Below are 17,998 nucleotides of genomic sequence, written 5' to 3'. Positions count from 1 at the left end.
TTTTTACTACTATATGGTCACCTCAATTGAAAAAGACGTCGTCGATATGTTTTCTTCGTGATGACTGATTAGATCTTTGGCTGTTTCAGATCGTTATCACGTCTTTAGATTAAGCTATTCTTCTTGAGCCAAGTAGCTCAGGCGATGGAATACAGTGTTTAGATAATTCTCATGAAAGGAAGTCGAATGATGAGAAATTTATTGCTTGTTTCTTTAGCTGCTTTGCCGGCGATATCAAGCGCAGCGGTCATGGACCAAGCAGAAAAATTTGGGTACGAACACATTCATTTGGATGTTGGTGCCGGAACGACAAACGAAGAATGGTTAGATAACTCTAATGCGACCACAGTTGGACTCGGTGGTAACTATTTGTTTACTGAGAACTGGTTGTTTAATGTTGATTACTCAGCGCAGTTTTTCCATCCGGATGATTTTACTCTTCGCATTGACCGCCTTTTGTTTGGTGGTGGTTACCGTTATGGAGTTACAGAGCAATTCGATATCTACGGGATATATGGAATAGGCGCAATCAAAGCGAAAGCGACGGACGACAAAACGGATAATACGTTGTCTTCCGATAGCGAATTGATTCAAGCTGTAACTGTTGGGGTGAATTACTTGCTCAGTGAAAAGCTTATTGCGACAGCTGAAGTGGAGTTGAACCGTAGTGATATCGTTGATGAGAACAATTTTAAGATCGGTCTTAACTACCAATGGCATAAAGTCATCGGCACTGGTCTTTTTTATCAGTTTAGAGATACTGATTACAGCGGTGAAAGCTCAGATTACGTCAATGAAGTAGGGCTGAGTTTGAAGTTTGTCTACTAGATCGGACGGGTTCGTTTTTGGCGTTAAGTTAAAACAAAAAAGGTCAGCTTATGCTGACCTTTCCTTTTAATAAAGTATGCGACAGTCGATTATAAAACCGCTGCAATGCCTTTACATAGAGGGCCCATATTTGACTTCGTCATACCAGCAACACTGATTCGGCCAGAACCGACAATGTAAATACCGAACTCTTCTTTAAGGCGGTTAACTTGCTCTTTAGAAAGACCAGAGAAAGAGAACATACCATTTTGACGTTCGATGAAACTAAAGTCTGCGTCCACACCCTCTGCTTTTAGTGTCGCTACAAACAGTTCACGCATTTCTTGAATGCGGTCACGCATTTCTGCTACTTCAGCTTCCCATTCCGCACGCATTTCGGTGTTGCCAAGAATGTGAGTCACGACAGCGCTGCCGTGTGCAGGTGGGTTAGAGTAGATAGAGCGAATAATGGCTTTAACTTGAGAAAAAGCGGTTGTTGCGACTTCTTCTGACTCAGCTACTAACGTGAAGGCACCTACGCGTTCATTGTATAGGCCAAAGTTTTTCGAGAAAGAGCTCGCGACTAGGATTTCTTTGTTGTATTTAGCAAAAGTACGAAGACCTGCAGCATCTTCTTCCACACCTTTAGCAAAGCCTTGGTAGGCGAAGTCGAACAGAGGAAGCAATTTCTTCTCTGCGACAAGTTTCGCCAATGTTTCCCATTCTTCAGCCGTAGGATCGATCCCTGTAGGGTTGTGACAGCAGCCGTGTAGAAGCACGATGTCGCCTTCAGATGCAGATTGCAGATCATTTAGCATCGCATCGAAGTCTTTGTCTTTTGTTTCAGCATTGTAGTAGCTGTATTGTGCCGTTTCGATACCAGCAGCAGTAAATACGCCGTTGTGGTTCGCCCATGTTGGGTTGCTGATCCAGATCTTTACATCGCCTAGTTGACGTTTAATAAACTCGCCGGCAACACGTAGTGCACCAGTACCACCCGGAGCTTGAGCTGTTTTAGCGCGTTTTTCGTTTACAATTTCTGCATCAGAGCCGAAAAGCAGTTTTTGCACTGCAATGCCGTACTCTGCTGTGCCTTCGATGGTTAGGTAAGATTTGGTTTTTTCAGTTTCAACAAGTGCTGCTTCAGCTTTCTTTACTGTCGCAAGAACGGGAGTTTCGCCTTGCTCGTTTTTGTAAATACCTACGCCAAGGTTAATTTTTTCTGCGCGAGCATCTTTTTTAAACTCTTCAGTAAGGCCAAGAATAGGGTCAGCCGGAGCGGCAACTACTTTTTCAAACATAATCTTCATCCATGTTAATCGAAGGGGTGTGCTAACATTTATACCTTTCAGCAATATTGGTTACAACCGTTACTGAAAAGAAAACCTAAAAAAGTTGCGATTTGAAACAGAATTCTAACATAACTAAAGTTTTTGCCATGAAAACGTTTGGTAGGCACAGAGTTTGAAGGGCATTTATGCCATGGTTGGAGAAGTTTTGCACACATCCCAATCGTTTCAATTCAGTGCTTTGCGTTAACGCGTTTATAGTTGTCTAGTGAGGATTTTTTGAGACAAAAAACGCCCCACCAAAGGTGGAGCGTTTACTGTTAGAAGTATGGATATCGGTTGGGGTTATTTCTTCAGATTGATTTCCGACTCAACCGCATTGGTTTCGATGTCAGGGTTAGAAGAAAGTTTTTCAGTCGCCCAGTCGTTCATATGCTTTAAGATCGCTTTTAATGCGTGCTTTTCGGTTGGTACTTCTGTCTTTTCAACTTCAAGTTTTTGCTTCGGATGCGTACCCGTCGCATCTTCTGCAACGTGTAACCAATCTGGATGCCAGTAATAAGGTTGGCCGGAAGGAGAGCTCCAAGAATGTACGCCGTTGGATTCACCTTTGTATTTAATATCTTCTTCGTTGTATTTCGCCATTATTGTTTTCTCTCATAATCCATGAGTTGAGGTGTGCATCACCATTACTATTTAAATGTAACAGATGTAATGAAAATTAATGTGATAACAATCGACTTATTTTGCCCTTTGAACGCTATAGAAGATGCGTACTTCTCATTCAGAAGAATTTACTATTTGGCAGGTTTTAGCTTTATTTGTGTTTAAAGCATACAACGATGGATTCGCCTACCTAATGCTATTCTTGAACGGTGATAGAGCCTAAACTACTCGTCATTCAAGTGTTTGAGAATCGCCGCTTTTGCATGCTCTTCTGTCGCTGTTTCCCCATCAGGGACTTCAAGATCAGCCTTTTTGTGTTCACCCAAAGCATCTTCAGCGATATGCAGCCAATCAGGATGCCAATAATAAGGGGTGGTACTGCCAGGATGGTCCCAACTGTGTACACCTTTATGTTTTCCGCGATACGAGAGATCGTCCATTGTAAAAACTTTCATCGCTTCCTCCTGATTTAAAGACAGTAGCTCGAAGTGAGTTTAACGCACTCAGTCCAACGTAAAACCTTGGCTTTTAGGTATTGCAAAGATGTGAGGCAATATGTGTGTAACGGTCAAAGTATGGGACATAAACGCTCACTTCGTGGCTGAAATATCTATTGATAAACTTGATAAATTACGTTGCTAAATTGAATACTCCCATATCAGAATGCTGGCGCGAAGTATGCTATGGTGCGGCTGTAAGTGAAATGAGGGAAACATGAACCGATACCGTCAACTGGCTGAGCTGTTCAAAACGCAGATTCAGCAAAATACATGGAGAGCAGGGGAAAAGCTGCCATCAGTGCGTGTAACAAGCCGAAACCATTCTGTCAGCGCAGGTACGGTATTACAAGCTTATCAGCTGCTCGAAGCACAAGGTTGGGTCGCAGCGAAACCTCAGTCTGGATACTTTGTGACTGCGGAGTTGGACCGCTTCGAACCGAGTTCTCCAGCCACTTCCGTTTATCGCTCCAGCATCAACGATGAACTTTACGACTACCTCAAAAATCAGGCCTCACCGAATGCGGTGAAGTTTGGCTCCGCGTTTCCAGACCCTGCATTGTTCCCATTAGAAGCGCTAAACCGCAACCTAGCCAGCTCAGGCAGGAAAATGGGGGCAGAGACGTTATTGGATAACTTGCCGCCGGGCTGTGAGTCTCTACGCCGTTTGATTGCTCAACGGTACATCCAACAAGGTATGGTGTTTACCCATGATGATATTGTCGTTACTTCTGGCGCATTAGAAGCGTTGAATTTGAGCCTTCAGGCCGTGACCCAGCCTGGAGATACTGTTGTAGTTGAATCACCGACGTTTTATGGCGCACTTCAAGCGATTGAACGTTTAGGTCTAAAGGCGATAGAAATAACGGTGGATCCGTTAACTGGACATTCAGTGGATCAAATTGAAGCGACTTTTACCGACAATGATGTTCGCGCATGTTGGTTAATGACTAACTTTCACAATCCAACAGGAACCTTATTAAGTGATGGGCAGAAGCAGCGTATCGTCGAACTGGCTGACAAATACGATGTGTACTTGATCGAAGATGATGTGTATTCAGAGCTTTATTTTTCTGAAAAAAAGCCAAGCTCACTTAAAGCTTTTGATACACAAGAGCGCGTATTGCATTGTGGATCATTTTCAAAAAGCCTTTGCCCTGGCTATAGGCTGGGCTGGGTGGTAAACAAACGCTTCAATGCGCAACTTCAAAAGCTGCAACTTATCTCGACGTTGTCAGGCAGTGCACCAATCCAGCAGGGTATCGCGCATTACTTGCAAAACGATAGTTATGATAGCCATCTTAGAAAACTGCGAAAGAATCTTGAGCAGCGGCAATTGGCGTTTATTGAACTGGTTGATAAGTACTTTCCCCAATCGATTCGTTACACGCAACCGGAAGGCGGCTATTTTCTTTGGATAGAACTGCCGAAAACAAAGTGCGGAAAAGCGATTTATCAAAAGTTATTGGAAGCGAACATCACTGTAGCATTTGGTCAGTTGTTTTCTGTCGCTCCAAATTATGAGAACTACCTGAGGCTTAATACATCGTTACCTGTAAATGATGAATTAGAACAAGCCGTGAAGACGGTCGGAGAATTACTTCATTAGCCAACTGTTTACCTGTTTTTTGCTCAAACTGTATCAGTGGACGATACCGAAGCTGTGTTTCAATCATGGGCAGACAACCATTTAGGTTAGGAGCCGGAATGAAAAAGCAGTTGGTAAAGCATGAACTTAGGTTGATGGGTGTTGCTATTTTTAGCGCATTTTTGTTGGTGTTTGCACACTTGATATTGGCGAAATCTTTTTCTCATATGGTTTGGACGGAATACACTGCTGCCGTTATCCCATTTGTGATGTTTGGCTTGTGTGTGGTTGGAGTAAAATACGCAGCGCGAGCAGATGAGGATGACGACGAAGATAACAACTAGAGTGCATACACCGGTTGCTAGAAAATCATTCGTACAAAATAAAAGACCTCCACATGGGAGGTCTTTTTAATTCAATATCACTAAAAAGTGATTAGAAGTTCGCAGAGCGAGGAGTACGTGGGAATGGGATCACGTCACGAACGTTGCCCATACCAGTTACGTAAGATACTAGGCGCTCGAAGCCTAGACCGAAGCCTGCGTGTGGCACTGTACCGTATTTACGTAGGTCGCGGTACCAGCTCATATGTTCAGGATCGATACCCACTTCACGCATACGTGCATCTAGAATGTCTAGGCGCTCTTCACGCTGAGAACCACCGATGATTTCGCCGATGCCCGGTGCTAGAACGTCCATCGCTGCAACTGTTTTACCGTCATCGTTAGCACGCATGTAGAATGCTTTGATGTCTTTCGGGTAGTTCTTAACGATTACAGGTGCTTTGAAGTGTTCTTCAGCAAGGAAACGCTCGTGCTCAGAAGACATATCGATACCCCATTCAACTGGGAATTCGAACTCACGACCTGAATCAAGAAGGATCTGGATTGCGTCAGTGTAGTCAACCTGCGCGAAGTCAGAAGAAACGAACTGCTCTAGACGAGTGATTGCTTCTTTGTCGATGCGTTGAGCGAAGAACTCAAGGTCATCACGACACTCTGCAAGCACCGCTTTAAACACGTACTTGAGCATGTCTTCAGCCAGTTTCGCTACATCATCCAGTTCTGCGAACGCAACTTCAGGCTCAACCATCCAGAATTCTGCTAGGTGGCGGCTTGTGTTTGAGTTTTCAGCACGGAAAGTAGGGCCGAAAGTGTAAACTTTGCTTAGCGCACAAGCGTAAGCTTCTGCGTTTAGCTGACCAGATACGGTTAGGAACGTCTCTTTACCGAAGAAGTCTTCGTTGTAGTCCACTTTACCAGCGTCAGTGCGAGGAAGGTTTTCCATGTCTAGCGTAGATACGCGGAACATTTCACCAGCGCCTTCAGCATCTGAAGCCGTGATCAACGGCGCAGATACCCAGAAGTAACCTTGCTCGTGGTAGAAGCGGTGGATTGCTTGAGATAGGCAGTTACGTACACGTGCTACTGCACCGATTACGTTTGTGCGCGGACGTAGGTGCGCAACTTCACGTAGGTACTCGATTGAGTGACGAGTTTTTGCCATTGGGTAAGTTTCAGCATCTTCAACCCAACCAACCACTTTAACGTCAGTGGCAGCAAGTTCGAAGTCTTGACCCTTTGCAGGAGATTCAACAATCTTACCAGTTACTTCAACAGAGCAGCCAGTCGTTAGCTTTAATACTTCGTCTTCGTAATTATTAAGATTATTTGGGACCACGGCCTGAATCGGGTCGAAACAAGAGCCGTCATATATGGCAAGGAAAGAGATTCCAGCTTTGGAATCACGACGTGAACGGATCCAGCCACGAACAGTCACTTCGCTGTCTACTGCTAGCTGACCTTTCAATACGTCTGATACAGGCGCGTAAGTCATGTTTTCAATATTCTCCATTGAGGTAAAAATTCAACTCAACGCTTACTTAAAGTACTTGTCTAATAACATTTTTGTTCAAAAAACAAGCTAAGCGCTGAGTTGGGTAGCATTTTACAGATTCAACGAGACATATTACCTGTCAATTCGCTCGCATCAACCTTTATATTCGTTTTGATGGGGAGAATCTCTCTATTTATTCACTCTTTTGTGCTCTGAAAGTGTGAATTGGTTTAGTAATTGCTCTAAACGTTCGGATAGATGCTCTAAATCAACACTAATATCACGCGTGTGCGATGCTGATTGCGATGTGTCGTTAGCATGCAGTGTGATCACATCTATTTTAGATTGAATATGCTGACTTACATCAGATGTGGTTTGCGTCTGGTTTTGGATATCTTCTGCATGCCTGAGAACTTGGCGCATCTCGTCAACAACGTTATGCATTGTGGCTGATAGTGCCTCGACATCGACAGAGCGTTGATGAGCAAACTGGCAGACGGTATCAACAGAAGTTAATGACTCTTCACTTCCTTGCTGGAATTGAGAAATGATATGTTCAATATTACCAGTGGCTTCAGCCGTCCTAGAAGCCAGGTTACGCACTTCTTCCGCGACGACCGCAAAACCGCGTCCTTGCTCTCCGGCACGGGCGGCTTCAATAGCAGCATTCAACGCGAGCAGGTTGGTTTGTTCTGCAATACCCTTAATAACCACAAGAATGGACGACACTTCTTCGGTTCTTTGGTTTAGAGAGCTGATTTTTTCCCGTACGGTATCAATGTTACTTACTAGTTGTTTGATGTCTTCACTTACATTGTGTGCTTGGCTTGCACTATGAGTGGCGACATCAACGGTGTGATTGACCAAAACAGTAGCATTATTAGTCGAGTCCTCAACCGCAGTTTGTTGCTGCAACATATCGGTGATATTAATTTGTACTTCGTTGGTCTCTAGCTGTTGGTTATTGGCCGCTTTATCTGTGGACTGCGCGACAGCAGTTAGTTTACTCGCGGAGTCGGCAAGTGAGTGAGAGGTGTCTTGCACACGTTCTAAGCTTTCGGAGACCGTATCCATGAATGAATTGATTGAAGTAGAAAGTTGGCCCACTTCATCCTGTTGGTGATGCATAAGTCGTTGAGATAGATCTTTGCTATGGCTCACATTCGACATGAATTTCGACGTTCTTTGAATTGGTCGTACAATGATTTTCTGAATCAAACTCATCGTTATGATGAAGCCCACAAATGCGATTACGGCCATTATTCCCATCGCAAACATTGCCTGTTTACTGATCATTGAATTGACGTGGTTCATGTTGTATTCCAAGCGAATCGCGCCCAACACTTCTCCTGCTGGTGCAACGTGGCAAGAAACGCAGTTGGTGCCACGGTAATTTTCGCTCGATTTCATTGGTAGTGCGACTACTAACCCTTTGCCCCAATCGGCTGAGATTGGTTCAATCACCAGTTCACCATTCAACGCTCGTTGATCAATATCATCGACAGGCTGCTGGTTTTGTTGCCCAGGTCCGTAAAGTTTGGTCACAGTATCAGCTCGCAACACGCGAACTGCTTCAATGCCTTCTTGGGTCAGGGCCTTTTGACGTAAGGTTTCTTTTTGCGACATGGTGCCCGTAAGCATCATCATATTTAGGCTATCGAAATAATTGCTAGCCTTATCATGGAGTTGTTCACTAAGAACATCATTGATTAAGGTTTTTTGTTGATGGTATTGGTAAGCCGTAGAGGCAGCTAGAACGCAGCTGAAGACAGCAATTAACGCCAGTAAGAGCTTAAAAGTGATAGTTGAGCGCATAAATTTATAAGTGTAATTGGAACGAACTGCACAATATTAATGTGCACAAATGCGCACTGCGAACAACGAAATGAATGATTGTGACCCCACACATGTTGGGGATATGTAATTGTGATGTGAGTGCTGTGTAATCAAATGTTTGGCGCGTGACAGAAATACGGCGCTCTGGTGTGAGTGATAGCAAAGAGGCCAGGAACCAGCGGAAGTTTTTGCTACGCTTGTATGGGGTAACGCTTGTCTCTTGGCAGCGAATTCCTTAGTATTGCCTGTCTTTTTAAAGCCTGAGAATCAAGATGAAAACAGAATTATACAAAGAGTTTATGTTCGAAGCAGCACACCATTTGCCACACGTACCAGAAGGTCACAAGTGTGGTCGTTTGCACGGACACTCTTTCCTTGTTCGTCTTTATGTAGAAGGTGAAGTTGATCCACATACAGGTTGGGTAGTGGATTTTGCAGAGATCAAAGCTGCATTTAAACCAATTTACAATCGCTTAGACCATTACTACCTAAACGACATTGAAGGGTTAGAGAACCCGACTAGCGAAGTATTAGCAAAATGGATTTGGCAGCAGCTTAAGCCAAGCTTACCACTGCTAAGTAAAGTAGAAATCAAAGAAACGTGCACAGCGGGTTGTATTTACAAAGGCGAATAAGTCACTTTCTATTGAGCATTAAACAAAGGCAAGCGAGAAGCTTGCCTTTGTTGTATCTGAATGCCCCAATTTTGATTATGCTTCGCCTGCTAGCTTAATGGGTGTCGTAGAATCCATTCTTTTTCATTATCACCCAATGTTGTTTCCTCTGTATTAATGAATCCGCACGCATCAAAAAAACTGATAGCGTATTGCTGACTTTGTGGGACAGTGGCGCAAAGAGAGGTGCTTTTAGGGTTAATGGTATACGCATAAAGGAACAGTTTACGCAATGCCTCACTCCCAACCCCTTGACGTTGGAAACGTTGATCAATCATCAAGTATTTAAGCTCCAGTTCGTATCGTTTAGCAAACGGCGCATGTTGGGAGAAACCTTTATCGATAACAAGGTAGCCTACTAATAGATCATCAGAATAAATCGTAAAGAACGCCTCTGACTTACTACGTTTTTGATAAGCCATTTCAAACGGTGTAAAAAATCCTTTTTGCTCTTCTTGCACATCCAATTGCATCAAACTTGAAAAATCTTTCAGTTTGGTGGGTTTAATCGCAATCATCGCTCAATCACAAATTGGCGGCATACCTTTATGCCACCACGAGTTTTTATAGAGTATTAGATCTATTTTAAGTAACTAACCGAGTGAAGAAAAGCTAGCAATGAAGAGGGTAATAATAACCTTGGTGAATGTATGCGCCCAATGTTGTGAGTAAGTGAGCACTGTCTGCGGTTTCTACGCCTTCAACAATGACCGTGCAGCGATACGTATTACCCATAGCAATTAACTGACGCAAGGTTTCTATCTTTTTATCATCAGTTTTTAGGCCAATAACAAATTCTCGGTCGATTTTGAGATAGTCCGGATTCAGCTTGCTGATAAGCGCCACATTATTATTGCCGGTGCCAAAGTCATCAATACTGATTTTACAATCCAGAGCTTTTAATTTCGCGACATTGCCATAAATCTCAGAGGTATAGTACATCGATGCATTTTCTGTGATTTCGATTGTCAGCAAACGGCAATCCCGATTAGATAGCTCTCTATATAGGATTGAAAAGTTACGCCCTCGCAGCAAAGAAGGACAAACGTTAATGCTGATAGGGATGGGCAACGCTTTTTGTTTGGTGTAGATGGAATCAATCACCAGTAAGGTATGAGTTAGCAGCAATCCATTGCGGATCAGTGTTTCAATAAACCGTTGCGTATTTTTTACCTTAAACCGGGAGAGGGCTTCGTAGTGCACAATCTTTTGTGCCGAAGTGTTATAAATCGGTTCCAGTTTTATTTTGAATTGTCGAATTGCGCACAAGTAAGCCATAAAGGCTTGTAGGGAGCGGTGACGCAGTATAATGAGAAAAAGTAAGCTCAGTAGAATGATACTTTGAAACGGTCCAGAGATGTAATACACCTCTTTATAGCCACTATTCTTTACGTGATAATTGAAAAAGCGTTCATTGGTGTTACCAATCTCTAACGATGTTCCGGTATTCGTTGATAGCTTCATACCGGAAAGAAAAAAACGTGAAATATGATTTTCAACATTGTCGGATAAGTTAATGTTTTTAACACGAACCAAAACAGTTGCATTATTTAAGTCAAATGATTGGGTAGTGTAATTGCTATTGTTACTCCACTCTTCAAACGCTTTTTTGCTGACAGGGACAACGGTTTCTGGAGTGACTAAGCATCGAATACTGAAACGATCTAGCATCATGCTCGATTCCACCAACTTCACATTATCAAATAGTGACTTCAGTTCGCTTTCATTAGCAAAGCAACTCCTGCGGGAAAGATTCTCTGCAATTTCGAAGGCGTTATCCAGATAATTATGTTTAACGATGCTGTTTATCGCGTAGTAACAGATAGCAAAGAAAATGATCGCAGTGATCAACACAACCCACATCGCTTCTGAATAGATCTTTTTATTACGCAGGCAAATACGAAGTGCTTTGCGAAGACTATTGGTTGTGTATTGATTGATCTTCTGTTGATGTTCGATGCCATTCTGGTGGTTGTTTTGCATAGTAAAAGGGATGAAGTATCCGGTCCGGTGAATGTTTTCGATAATGTTTTTGTTAGTGGTTAAGTGTTCTTCCGTGAGCTTGCGAAATTTCTTTCTTAGAGCGGCCACCGCGTTTTTAAAGCCATTTTCAGGCAGTGTCATTTTGTATTGTTGAGTGATTTTGCTTTCTATTAACCGCTGACTAATCGGCGTATTTAAACTGCCGTATTTGGCGATAGTTGACAGAATGGCGTACTCATTTGGGTTGACAGGAATGGAGTGGTGGAGTGACTGATTGAGCTCTAAAGATATTTCGTTTTCGGACAAGCAAACGCAGATTTGGTTTCCAATTTCAAACCTAATCATGTGTTGATGTGCTCCAAGTTTAATTTTTGGCTACGTTATCAATAAAGCTAGGGAAGAGATGTGATTTTTTACTGAGATATCCATAATATTTGGATATATTCAACGTTTTAGGTTTTTTTTACTTGTCCTGATAACGCATTCTCCTGGGTTTTTGGGGTATAAAAAAACCCGAGCATAAACTCGGGTTTTGATTGGTATTCAGAAAGGCGTGTTAGCAAATCACTTTGATTGCTAGACCACCTTGAGATGTTTCGCGGTATTTCGCGTTCATGTCTTTACCTGTTTCTAGCATGGTTTCGATAACCTTATCTAGAGAAACAGTTGGAGCTGAAGAGCGGCGTAGTGCCATGCGAGTAGAGTTGATTGCTTTTACTGCCGCAATACCGTTACGCTCGATACATGGAACCTGAACCTGACCTGCAACTGGGTCACACGTTAGACCTAAGTTGTGCTCCATTGCGATTTCTGCTGCCATACATACTTGCTCTGGGCTACCACCCATAAGCTCAGCAAGGCCTGCTGCTGCCATAGAACATGCCACGCCAACTTCACCCTGACAGCCAACCTCTGCACCAGAGATAGACGCGTTGCGCTTGTAAAGACCACCGATTGCGCCAGAAGCTGCAAAGTAACGGATGTAATCTTTTTCAGTCACAGTTTGGATGAACTTATCGTAGTAAGCCAGTACCGCAGGGATGATGCCACACGCACCGTTAGTTGGTGCTGTGACAACGCGGCCACCTGCTGCGTTCTCTTCGTTTACTGCGAAAGCAAACATGTTTACCCAATCAACAACAGACATTGGGTCGTTTGTCGTCTTTTCTGAAGTAAGTAGCTGCTGGCGAAGTGCTGCTGCACGGCGAGGCACACGCAGTGGACCAGGCAAAATACCTTCTTCATTCATACCGCGATCCATACACTCGCGCATTGTGCGCCAGATGTTCGCGAAATAAGTACGAGTTTCTTCATCTGAATGAAGCGCATGCTCATTCTTCATGGTTAGTGCGCTGATGGACAATCCACTTTCGTGGCATTGGTTAACCAGTTCCTCTGCCGTTGTAAACGGGTAAGGTACTTTTACTGGGTTTTCAGCTTCTTTACCGAAATTTTCTTCATCAACGATGAAACCACCGCCGATAGAGTAGTAAGTTTTTGAGTACGCCTTTTCGTCATCAATCCAAGCGTGGATCTGCATGCCGTTTTCGTGTAGCTCTAGGTTTGTTTTGTGGAAGTTCATTCCACCTTCACGTGGGAACGATACTGTGTGACAGTGCATGCCAACAGGAAGGCGTTCAGTTTCTTCTACACGAGCGATAAAGCCCGGGATAGAATCGATATCAACTTTCTCAGGAGTGTTGCCTGCAAGACCCATGATGATAGCAATATCTGTGTGGTGACCTTTCCCTGTCAGTGATAGTGATCCATAAACGTCAACGGTGATTTTAGTGATGTCGCGCAGTTTTCCCATTGCACGAAGATCATCAATAAACTCTTTACCCGCTTTCATTGGGCCTACAGTGTGTGAGCTTGAAGGTCCAACACCGATTTTATAGATATCAAAAACACTAATCATATCGATTACCTCAGAAGAAAGCCTCCCAAGGGGAGTTGGGAGGCTTAATTTTATCGTTATATTTTTGGATTAATCATACTGCACTGGGCAGAGATGATTAAAGAGCGCCGTAGATTACAGAACTAATTGCAGCAAGACCACAGATTGCTGTGAAAATTTGCACAGGTGCTGAAGTTTTGTACTTAGCCATCGCAGGAACTTTTTGCATTGCGAAGATTGGCATCAAGAATAGGATTGCGGCAATCATCGGTGCACCCATTGTTTCAATCATACCTAGGATGCTTGGGTTAACGATAGCAACGATCCAAGTTGTGATTACAATGAAGATTAGAGACATCTTCTCGATCTTGCTTACTGGTGATTTTGAACGAGATTTCACTAGACCAACTAGACCTTCGTGCGCACCTAAGAAGTGGCCAAAGTAGCTAGAGGTGATCGCTGCGAAAGCAACCAATGGACCCATGTAAGAGATCAGTGGAGATTCATGCACGTTTGCTAGGTAAGAGAGAACAGAGATGTTTTGCTCTTGCGCCGTTGCTAGTTGCTCTGGAGACAGAGAAAGTACAACAGAGAAAACGAAGAACATAACAAAGCCCATCAGCATCATTGCTGCGCCACCGGTGATAGCGTCAGTTTTCTTAACTGCGTCATCACCGTATACACGACGTTGCTCTTTAGAGAACTGAGAAATGATTGGGCTGTGGTTGAAAGAGAACACAATAACAGGGATTGCTAGCCATACGATAGCAGGCATTGCACCCCAGTCAGGCGACACTTCCATCATTGAAGTGTTCCAACCAGGAATTAGGTATACAGACAGTGCTAGTAGGATGAACACGAGAGGGTAAACCATTGCTGAAGTTGCTTTCAGCATAAGCTCTTTACCGAATACTACGCCTGCTGTCATTGCAGCAATAAGTGCACCAGAAAGTAGCCAGCGAGGAATAGATTCCATGCCCATTTGGTTAACTAGGAAAGAGTCAACTGTGTTTGTGATACCAACACCGTAGATAAGTACGATTGGGTAGATAGCGAAGAAGTAAGCGAACGTAATAAGGTTTGCGCCAGTCTTACCAAAGTGCTCTTCTACTGTGTCGGTGATGTCCGCTTCAGGGTTTTTCGCAGAAAGAACGAAACGAGCTAAAGATTTGTGTGCGAACCAAGTCATTGGTGCTGCGATTAGGGCTAGGATTACTAATGGCCAAAAGCCACCTGCACCTGCTTTAATAGGAAGGAACAGTACACCTGCACCTACTGCCGTACCAAAAAGGGACAGACACCAGGTAAAGTCTTTGTAAGAAAACTTACTAGACGATTGTGCGGTAGAAACCGCAGAAGTAGTTGTATTCATTTTTTAGTTACTCATTTTGGGAACAGGAAATAAGTCGGGAGTAATTTTGCAAGATTTTACACTAGGAAAATTAGATCTAAATCATTTATTGCTTACGCTTATTGAATGATATGTCAAAAACCTGCTTTTTATCACGAAAATGATGTGCTACTCGTGATTTCTGCTAATGAGTAAAATTAGAAAAACTTATCAATAGGGCTGTTTGTATAAATTTATTTCACCGCAAGCGTTTGCGGTGAAAATGGAAAATTAATCTAATGTGAATGAATGTTTATGAAGCAACGTTTTATTAATATTGATGCGCATAATGATCGCGCCTATAAAAGCACCGATATCAACAACTGTTTAATGTGAAATAATATGTTTTTGCATTGATTCGATAATTTGTGCCGTCATGCCCCAGATGAAATGCTGTCTATATGGAATAGCAAATACACGATGACTGCTTCTTTTTAGGTCAAATTTGGTGCTATACAATTTTTTGGGGTTCAGAATATGGTTGGCAGGAACCTCAAAAACTGACTCTACTTCATTTGGGTCAATATGCGTTTTATATTCCGGAGAAACAAAAGCCAAAAAAGGTGTCACATTAAATTGACTAATCGTTGGTAGTGTAGGCAGTTGACCAAACACATGAATATGCTCATCTTCTATCCCAACTTCTTCTTTGGTTTCCCTTAAAGCGGTATTCACGAGCTGAATATCTTCCTGCTCATATTTGCCACCGGGAAAGCTGATTTGACCCGGATGATGGCGTAAGTGGGCTGCACGCTTAGTCAGAATGACTTGTAACCCGTCATCGCGTTCCACAAAACCGATTAAGACTGCCGCATCTCTCAGGGACTTTTCTTTCATCCATTTCAGTCGTGCAAGGGACTCTTTGTGGTAGCCCGTTGGAAGCCGAAATTGAAAGTTCTGTAGTAAATGAGTTTTGTCGATAACCAAACTGAGTCCTTATTTATCGTGCCTAACCATTATTTATTATACTCAAAGACGGCAAAGCGTATGGCGTTATCGTTACTGGTTACCAAATAAAACATTCGCATTAAAACACTCGCCAGCACTTTCCCTCTTTGTGTCGTGTGTCTCACTCTACTTGAACATATTAATTTGAAACTTATAAGGTTATACACCATTCTTTATTTTAGGACGTCACTATAGGGCAAGTATTGGCCAATGAAAGGGATTATTTTCACCGAGTTCATGGAGTTAGTGGAAGAGAAATTCGGTCTTGATGTGTTAGACCAAGTTCTCGATCTTTCTAACGATGAAGGTGTTTACACCGCTGTTGGTAGTTACGATCACAAAGACTTAGTTAAGTTGATCGTGAATCTCAGTAAAGTATCTGGTGTTCCCCCCGAGCAACTGCAAGAGGTGTTTGGAGAGTGCGTCTTTTTGAATTTACTTCGCTCTATTCCTAGTCACGCCAGTTTGCAACAGTGTGAAACGACGTTTCAATTTGTTCGCCATGTTGAAGATTTTATTCATGTCGAAGTTAAGAAGCTCTATCCTGATGCTAACCCTCCGCAATTTGATTTCATTAGTGAAAACCAATCCCAATTGGTATTTGACTACCACAGCGCAAGATGTATGTCTCACGTATGCTTAGGATTGATAAAAGGTTGTGCTGCACATTTTGGTGAGGTAGTTCATATCAAACATCAAAACCAGTCAGAAGATGGTAGCAAAGTACGTTTTTGGTTAGAGGCTCAATAAGAACGATATGACGGGAAGTTCCTCATTAGAAAGGAAACTCAAACGAGAAGTTGCATCAAGAAAAGCAGCTGAGCAGCTGTTGGAACAGAAAAGCTTAGAGTTATATGAATCCAACCAGCAACTCAGTGTTGCATTGAAAAAGCTAGAGCTGAAATCTAAAAAGGATCTTCGTAAGTTTGAGTTTGAAGAGCAAATTGATGCCACGTTGATTAAGTTCGGTCGTACTTTTTTATCGAGCACGTTCGATGAAGCAATGATAGCGAGCTTTATTGAGCAGCTCACTTCTAACTCGATCATTTCTGCGGCTTACTTGTTTCTTGACGCTACAAAGCTGAGCTCATTGCGTCGTCATCACTTTGGTCACTTACAGCTTCGTCATAACAACGAGATTTTAACCTCTCCTAATTGGCAGGGAGAGAATTTGCATTTGCCAGTTATCATTGATGGGGAAACGGTTGGGGAGTTGATTTTCTCTGTGTTGCAAGATCAAATCGATAAGTCTTTTATTTCCAAACAGATGGAGCTCGTGTCTGACTTAGTTCATGGTGTTATTGGTCGACACTTAAGTTTAGAGCGAGAGGTCGAGCTGAGAAAGCGGGCTGAGGAATCAGAAAAAGCGACGAAGGAGTTTGTCGCCATGATTAACCATGAGCTGCGAACTCCTCTCAATGGCGTATTGGGTAGTGCGGAGTTATTGAGTCGAACCCAATTAGAAGAAGAGCAACGTCAATACTTGAGCAATTTGACTCAATCAGGGGACTTATTGAGAGTGATCATTAATGATCTTCTTGATTTCAGTAAGATGAATGCCGGTATGATGGAAATCATACATAAAGTTTTTGCCTGGGAGGAGCTTGAAAAAGCCATCATGGGTGTATTTGCAGCTAAGGCTGCTGAAAAACGCATCCATTTCTCTATCGACAAAAAGCTGGGGATTCCAGAATTTTTAGTCGGTGACTTAGAGCGCATTACACAAATTTTGGTTAACTTGGTGGGAAACGCGATTAAGTTTACTCACTTGGGTGGCGTCGTGTTACGGGTGGAATGGCTTAACGGCACGGCTTATTTTGAGGTTGAAGACACTGGTATTGGCATCCCAATAAAAGCACAGCCGTCACTATTTGATCCATTTGTCCAAGTTGATCGCTCAGCGAAACGCAGCTTTGAAGGCTCAGGTTTAGGTCTCGCGATTTGTAAAAATCTCGTGGATTTGATGCAAGGTCAAATTAGCTTTGAGAGTGAAGAGCGCAAAGGGACAACTTTTAAAGTTGCTATTCCTCTTGAGGAAGGGCAATCACAAGGCACAGCAGAGGGGGAATTGGTCACCATAGAGCGAAGCGATTTAGCAGGACGCTCAATATTAGTGGTTGATGACATCAGAATGAATCAAGTCATTGTTACTCAAATGCTGAAAAAACTCGACATTACACCTGATTTAAAAGCCAACGGCAAAGAAGCATTAGAAGCGGTGAAAAGTAAAGACTACGAACTGATATTCATGGACTGCCGAATGCCTGAAATGGATGGTTATGAGGCGACGATGTATCTGAGAGAGCGTGGCTTTACTCATCCTATTATTGCATTAACCGCTGGCACTACCATCGAAGAGCGTCAAAAGTGTATTGATTCAGGCATGGACGACATCCTCACTAAGCCGTACACCGCAACCGATATTGAACAGATTATGTGTAAGTGGCTTGAGCAGTAGACGCTTCCTTTTAAAAAAGAATTTTTGTTGGCCAACGGCTAAAAGCTAAAGTACATGCAAATAAAATACACAGAAAAACGCACCACACTGGATAATGCCGATCATTTAACGATGTTTTTTGGGTCATTC

Annotated in this window: 16 protein-coding genes; 6 read left to right on the top strand and 10 right to left on the bottom strand. The window is 42.9% G+C overall.

Annotated elements, in window-relative coordinates; all coding sequences use genetic code 11:
* The first annotated feature begins 186 nt into the window (after positions 1 to 186).
* Positions 187 to 828, top strand: coding sequence for an outer membrane beta-barrel protein (locus R8N47_RS08835; protein WP_064354122.1), 642 nt, complete (start codon positions 187 to 189; stop codon positions 826 to 828).
* Between the two features lie 89 nt (positions 829 to 917).
* On the opposite strand, the gene R8N47_RS08830 is transcribed toward R8N47_RS08835, so the two are convergent.
* From R8N47_RS08830 to R8N47_RS08820, 3 genes are all read right to left on the bottom strand, one after another.
* Entirely contained in the window at positions 918 to 2,108 is a 1,191-nt protein-coding gene (locus R8N47_RS08830) for an amino acid aminotransferase (protein WP_064354121.1), read from the bottom strand.
* A gap of 333 nt (positions 2,109 to 2,441) precedes the next feature.
* Positions 2,442 to 2,741 carry a hypothetical protein gene (locus R8N47_RS08825; protein WP_005376885.1) on the bottom strand — a complete coding sequence of 100 codons (300 nt, stop codon included), beginning with the start codon at positions 2,739 to 2,741 and terminating at the stop codon, positions 2,442 to 2,444.
* A gap of 245 nt (positions 2,742 to 2,986) precedes the next feature.
* Complete coding sequence (locus tag R8N47_RS08820; protein ID WP_017636104.1) at positions 2,987 to 3,217, bottom strand: hypothetical protein; 231 nt, start codon at positions 3,215 to 3,217, stop codon at positions 2,987 to 2,989.
* Positions 3,218 to 3,476: 259 nt separating this feature from the next.
* Here R8N47_RS08820 and R8N47_RS08815 point away from each other — a divergent pair, with 259 nt between their 5' ends.
* The gene (locus tag R8N47_RS08815) at positions 3,477 to 4,868 is read left to right on the top strand and encodes a PLP-dependent aminotransferase family protein (RefSeq protein ID WP_053304299.1); all 1,392 of its coding nucleotides are present in this window, start codon (positions 3,477 to 3,479) and stop codon (positions 4,866 to 4,868) included.
* Positions 4,869 to 4,966: 98 nt separating this feature from the next.
* Positions 4,967 to 5,191, top strand: coding sequence for a hypothetical protein (locus tag R8N47_RS08810; RefSeq protein WP_033905633.1), 225 nt, complete (start codon positions 4,967 to 4,969; stop codon positions 5,189 to 5,191).
* Positions 5,192 to 5,282: 91 nt separating this feature from the next.
* Here R8N47_RS08810 and asnS read toward each other — a convergent pair whose 3' ends face one another.
* Entirely contained in the window at positions 5,283 to 6,683 is a 1,401-nt protein-coding gene (gene asnS, locus R8N47_RS08805; protein ID WP_017636101.1) for an asparagine--tRNA ligase, read from the bottom strand.
* Between the two features lie 189 nt (positions 6,684 to 6,872).
* Positions 6,873 to 8,498 (bottom strand): methyl-accepting chemotaxis protein, encoded by a 1,626-nt coding sequence (locus tag R8N47_RS08800; protein WP_053304300.1) that lies wholly within the window; start codon positions 8,496 to 8,498, stop codon positions 6,873 to 6,875.
* Between the two features lie 293 nt (positions 8,499 to 8,791).
* Between R8N47_RS08800 and queD the strand changes: the two genes are divergently transcribed.
* Positions 8,792 to 9,154, top strand: a complete 363-nt coding sequence (queD, locus tag R8N47_RS08795) for a 6-carboxytetrahydropterin synthase QueD (protein ID WP_005376896.1) — start codon at positions 8,792 to 8,794, stop codon at positions 9,152 to 9,154.
* A gap of 89 nt (positions 9,155 to 9,243) precedes the next feature.
* Here queD and R8N47_RS08790 read toward each other — a convergent pair whose 3' ends face one another.
* From R8N47_RS08790 to R8N47_RS08770, 5 genes are all read right to left on the bottom strand, one after another.
* Positions 9,244 to 9,711 (bottom strand): GNAT family N-acetyltransferase, encoded by a 468-nt coding sequence (locus tag R8N47_RS08790; RefSeq protein WP_017636099.1) that lies wholly within the window; start codon positions 9,709 to 9,711, stop codon positions 9,244 to 9,246.
* Positions 9,712 to 9,805: 94 nt separating this feature from the next.
* The gene (locus R8N47_RS08785; RefSeq protein WP_064354120.1) at positions 9,806 to 11,521 is read right to left on the bottom strand and encodes an EAL domain-containing protein; all 1,716 of its coding nucleotides are present in this window, start codon (positions 11,519 to 11,521) and stop codon (positions 9,806 to 9,808) included.
* 211 nt (positions 11,522 to 11,732) lie between these two features.
* A complete protein-coding gene (locus tag R8N47_RS08780; RefSeq protein WP_005376899.1) occupies positions 11,733 to 13,094 on the bottom strand; it encodes an L-serine ammonia-lyase in 1,362 nt (453 codons plus the stop codon).
* A gap of 97 nt (positions 13,095 to 13,191) precedes the next feature.
* Positions 13,192 to 14,445 carry an aromatic amino acid transport family protein gene (locus R8N47_RS08775; RefSeq protein ID WP_005388284.1) on the bottom strand — a complete coding sequence of 418 codons (1,254 nt, stop codon included), beginning with the start codon at positions 14,443 to 14,445 and terminating at the stop codon, positions 13,192 to 13,194.
* A 345-nt stretch (positions 14,446 to 14,790) separates the two neighbouring features.
* Positions 14,791 to 15,390, bottom strand: a complete 600-nt coding sequence (locus R8N47_RS08770; protein ID WP_005376901.1) for a CoA pyrophosphatase — start codon at positions 15,388 to 15,390, stop codon at positions 14,791 to 14,793.
* 231 nt (positions 15,391 to 15,621) lie between these two features.
* On the opposite strand from R8N47_RS08770, the gene R8N47_RS08765 reads away from it, so the two are divergent.
* Together R8N47_RS08765 and R8N47_RS08760 are read left to right on the top strand one after the other, a co-directional pair.
* The gene (locus tag R8N47_RS08765) at positions 15,622 to 16,161 is read left to right on the top strand and encodes a heme NO-binding domain-containing protein (protein WP_005388282.1); all 540 of its coding nucleotides are present in this window, start codon (positions 15,622 to 15,624) and stop codon (positions 16,159 to 16,161) included.
* Positions 16,162 to 16,168: 7 nt separating this feature from the next.
* Positions 16,169 to 17,869: an ATP-binding protein gene (locus R8N47_RS08760; protein ID WP_154204466.1), complete on the top strand. Its 1,701-nt coding sequence runs from the start codon at positions 16,169 to 16,171 to the stop codon at positions 17,867 to 17,869.
* Positions 17,870 to 17,998: the final 129 nt, after the last annotated feature.

It is taken from the genome of Vibrio sp. 2132-1 (genome assembly GCF_033344315.1).
This window is presented reverse-complemented; position numbering and strand designations above follow the sequence as displayed.

Excerpts from the sequence above, each read along its gene's own strand:
- R8N47_RS08785 (WP_064354120.1), bottom strand. The coding sequence starts at position 11,521 with ATGATTAGGTTTGAAATTGGAAACCAAATCTGCGTTTGCTTGTCCGAA.
- R8N47_RS08825 (WP_005376885.1), bottom strand. The coding sequence starts at position 2,741 with ATGGCGAAATACAACGAAGAAGATATTAAATACAAAGGTGAATCCAAC.
- R8N47_RS08820 (WP_017636104.1), bottom strand. The coding sequence starts at position 3,217 with ATGAAAGTTTTTACAATGGACGATCTCTCGTATCGCGGAAAACATAAA.
- R8N47_RS08810 (WP_033905633.1), top strand. The coding sequence starts at position 4,967 with ATGAAAAAGCAGTTGGTAAAGCATGAACTTAGGTTGATGGGTGTTGCT.
- R8N47_RS08815 (WP_053304299.1), top strand. The coding sequence starts at position 3,477 with ATGAACCGATACCGTCAACTGGCTGAGCTGTTCAAAACGCAGATTCAG.
- R8N47_RS08835 (WP_064354122.1), top strand. The coding sequence starts at position 187 with ATGATGAGAAATTTATTGCTTGTTTCTTTAGCTGCTTTGCCGGCGATA.
- R8N47_RS08800 (WP_053304300.1), bottom strand. The coding sequence starts at position 8,498 with ATGCGCTCAACTATCACTTTTAAGCTCTTACTGGCGTTAATTGCTGTC.
- R8N47_RS08775 (WP_005388284.1), bottom strand. The coding sequence starts at position 14,445 with ATGAATACAACTACTTCTGCGGTTTCTACCGCACAATCGTCTAGTAAG.
- asnS (WP_017636101.1), bottom strand. The coding sequence starts at position 6,683 with ATGACTTACGCGCCTGTATCAGACGTATTGAAAGGTCAGCTAGCAGTA.
- R8N47_RS08760 (WP_154204466.1), top strand. The coding sequence starts at position 16,169 with ATGACGGGAAGTTCCTCATTAGAAAGGAAACTCAAACGAGAAGTTGCA.
- R8N47_RS08765 (WP_005388282.1), top strand. The coding sequence starts at position 15,622 with ATGAAAGGGATTATTTTCACCGAGTTCATGGAGTTAGTGGAAGAGAAA.
- queD (WP_005376896.1), top strand. The coding sequence starts at position 8,792 with ATGAAAACAGAATTATACAAAGAGTTTATGTTCGAAGCAGCACACCAT.
- R8N47_RS08780 (WP_005376899.1), bottom strand. The coding sequence starts at position 13,094 with ATGATTAGTGTTTTTGATATCTATAAAATCGGTGTTGGACCTTCAAGC.
- R8N47_RS08790 (WP_017636099.1), bottom strand. The coding sequence starts at position 9,711 with ATGATTGCGATTAAACCCACCAAACTGAAAGATTTTTCAAGTTTGATG.
- R8N47_RS08830 (WP_064354121.1), bottom strand. The coding sequence starts at position 2,108 with ATGTTTGAAAAAGTAGTTGCCGCTCCGGCTGACCCTATTCTTGGCCTT.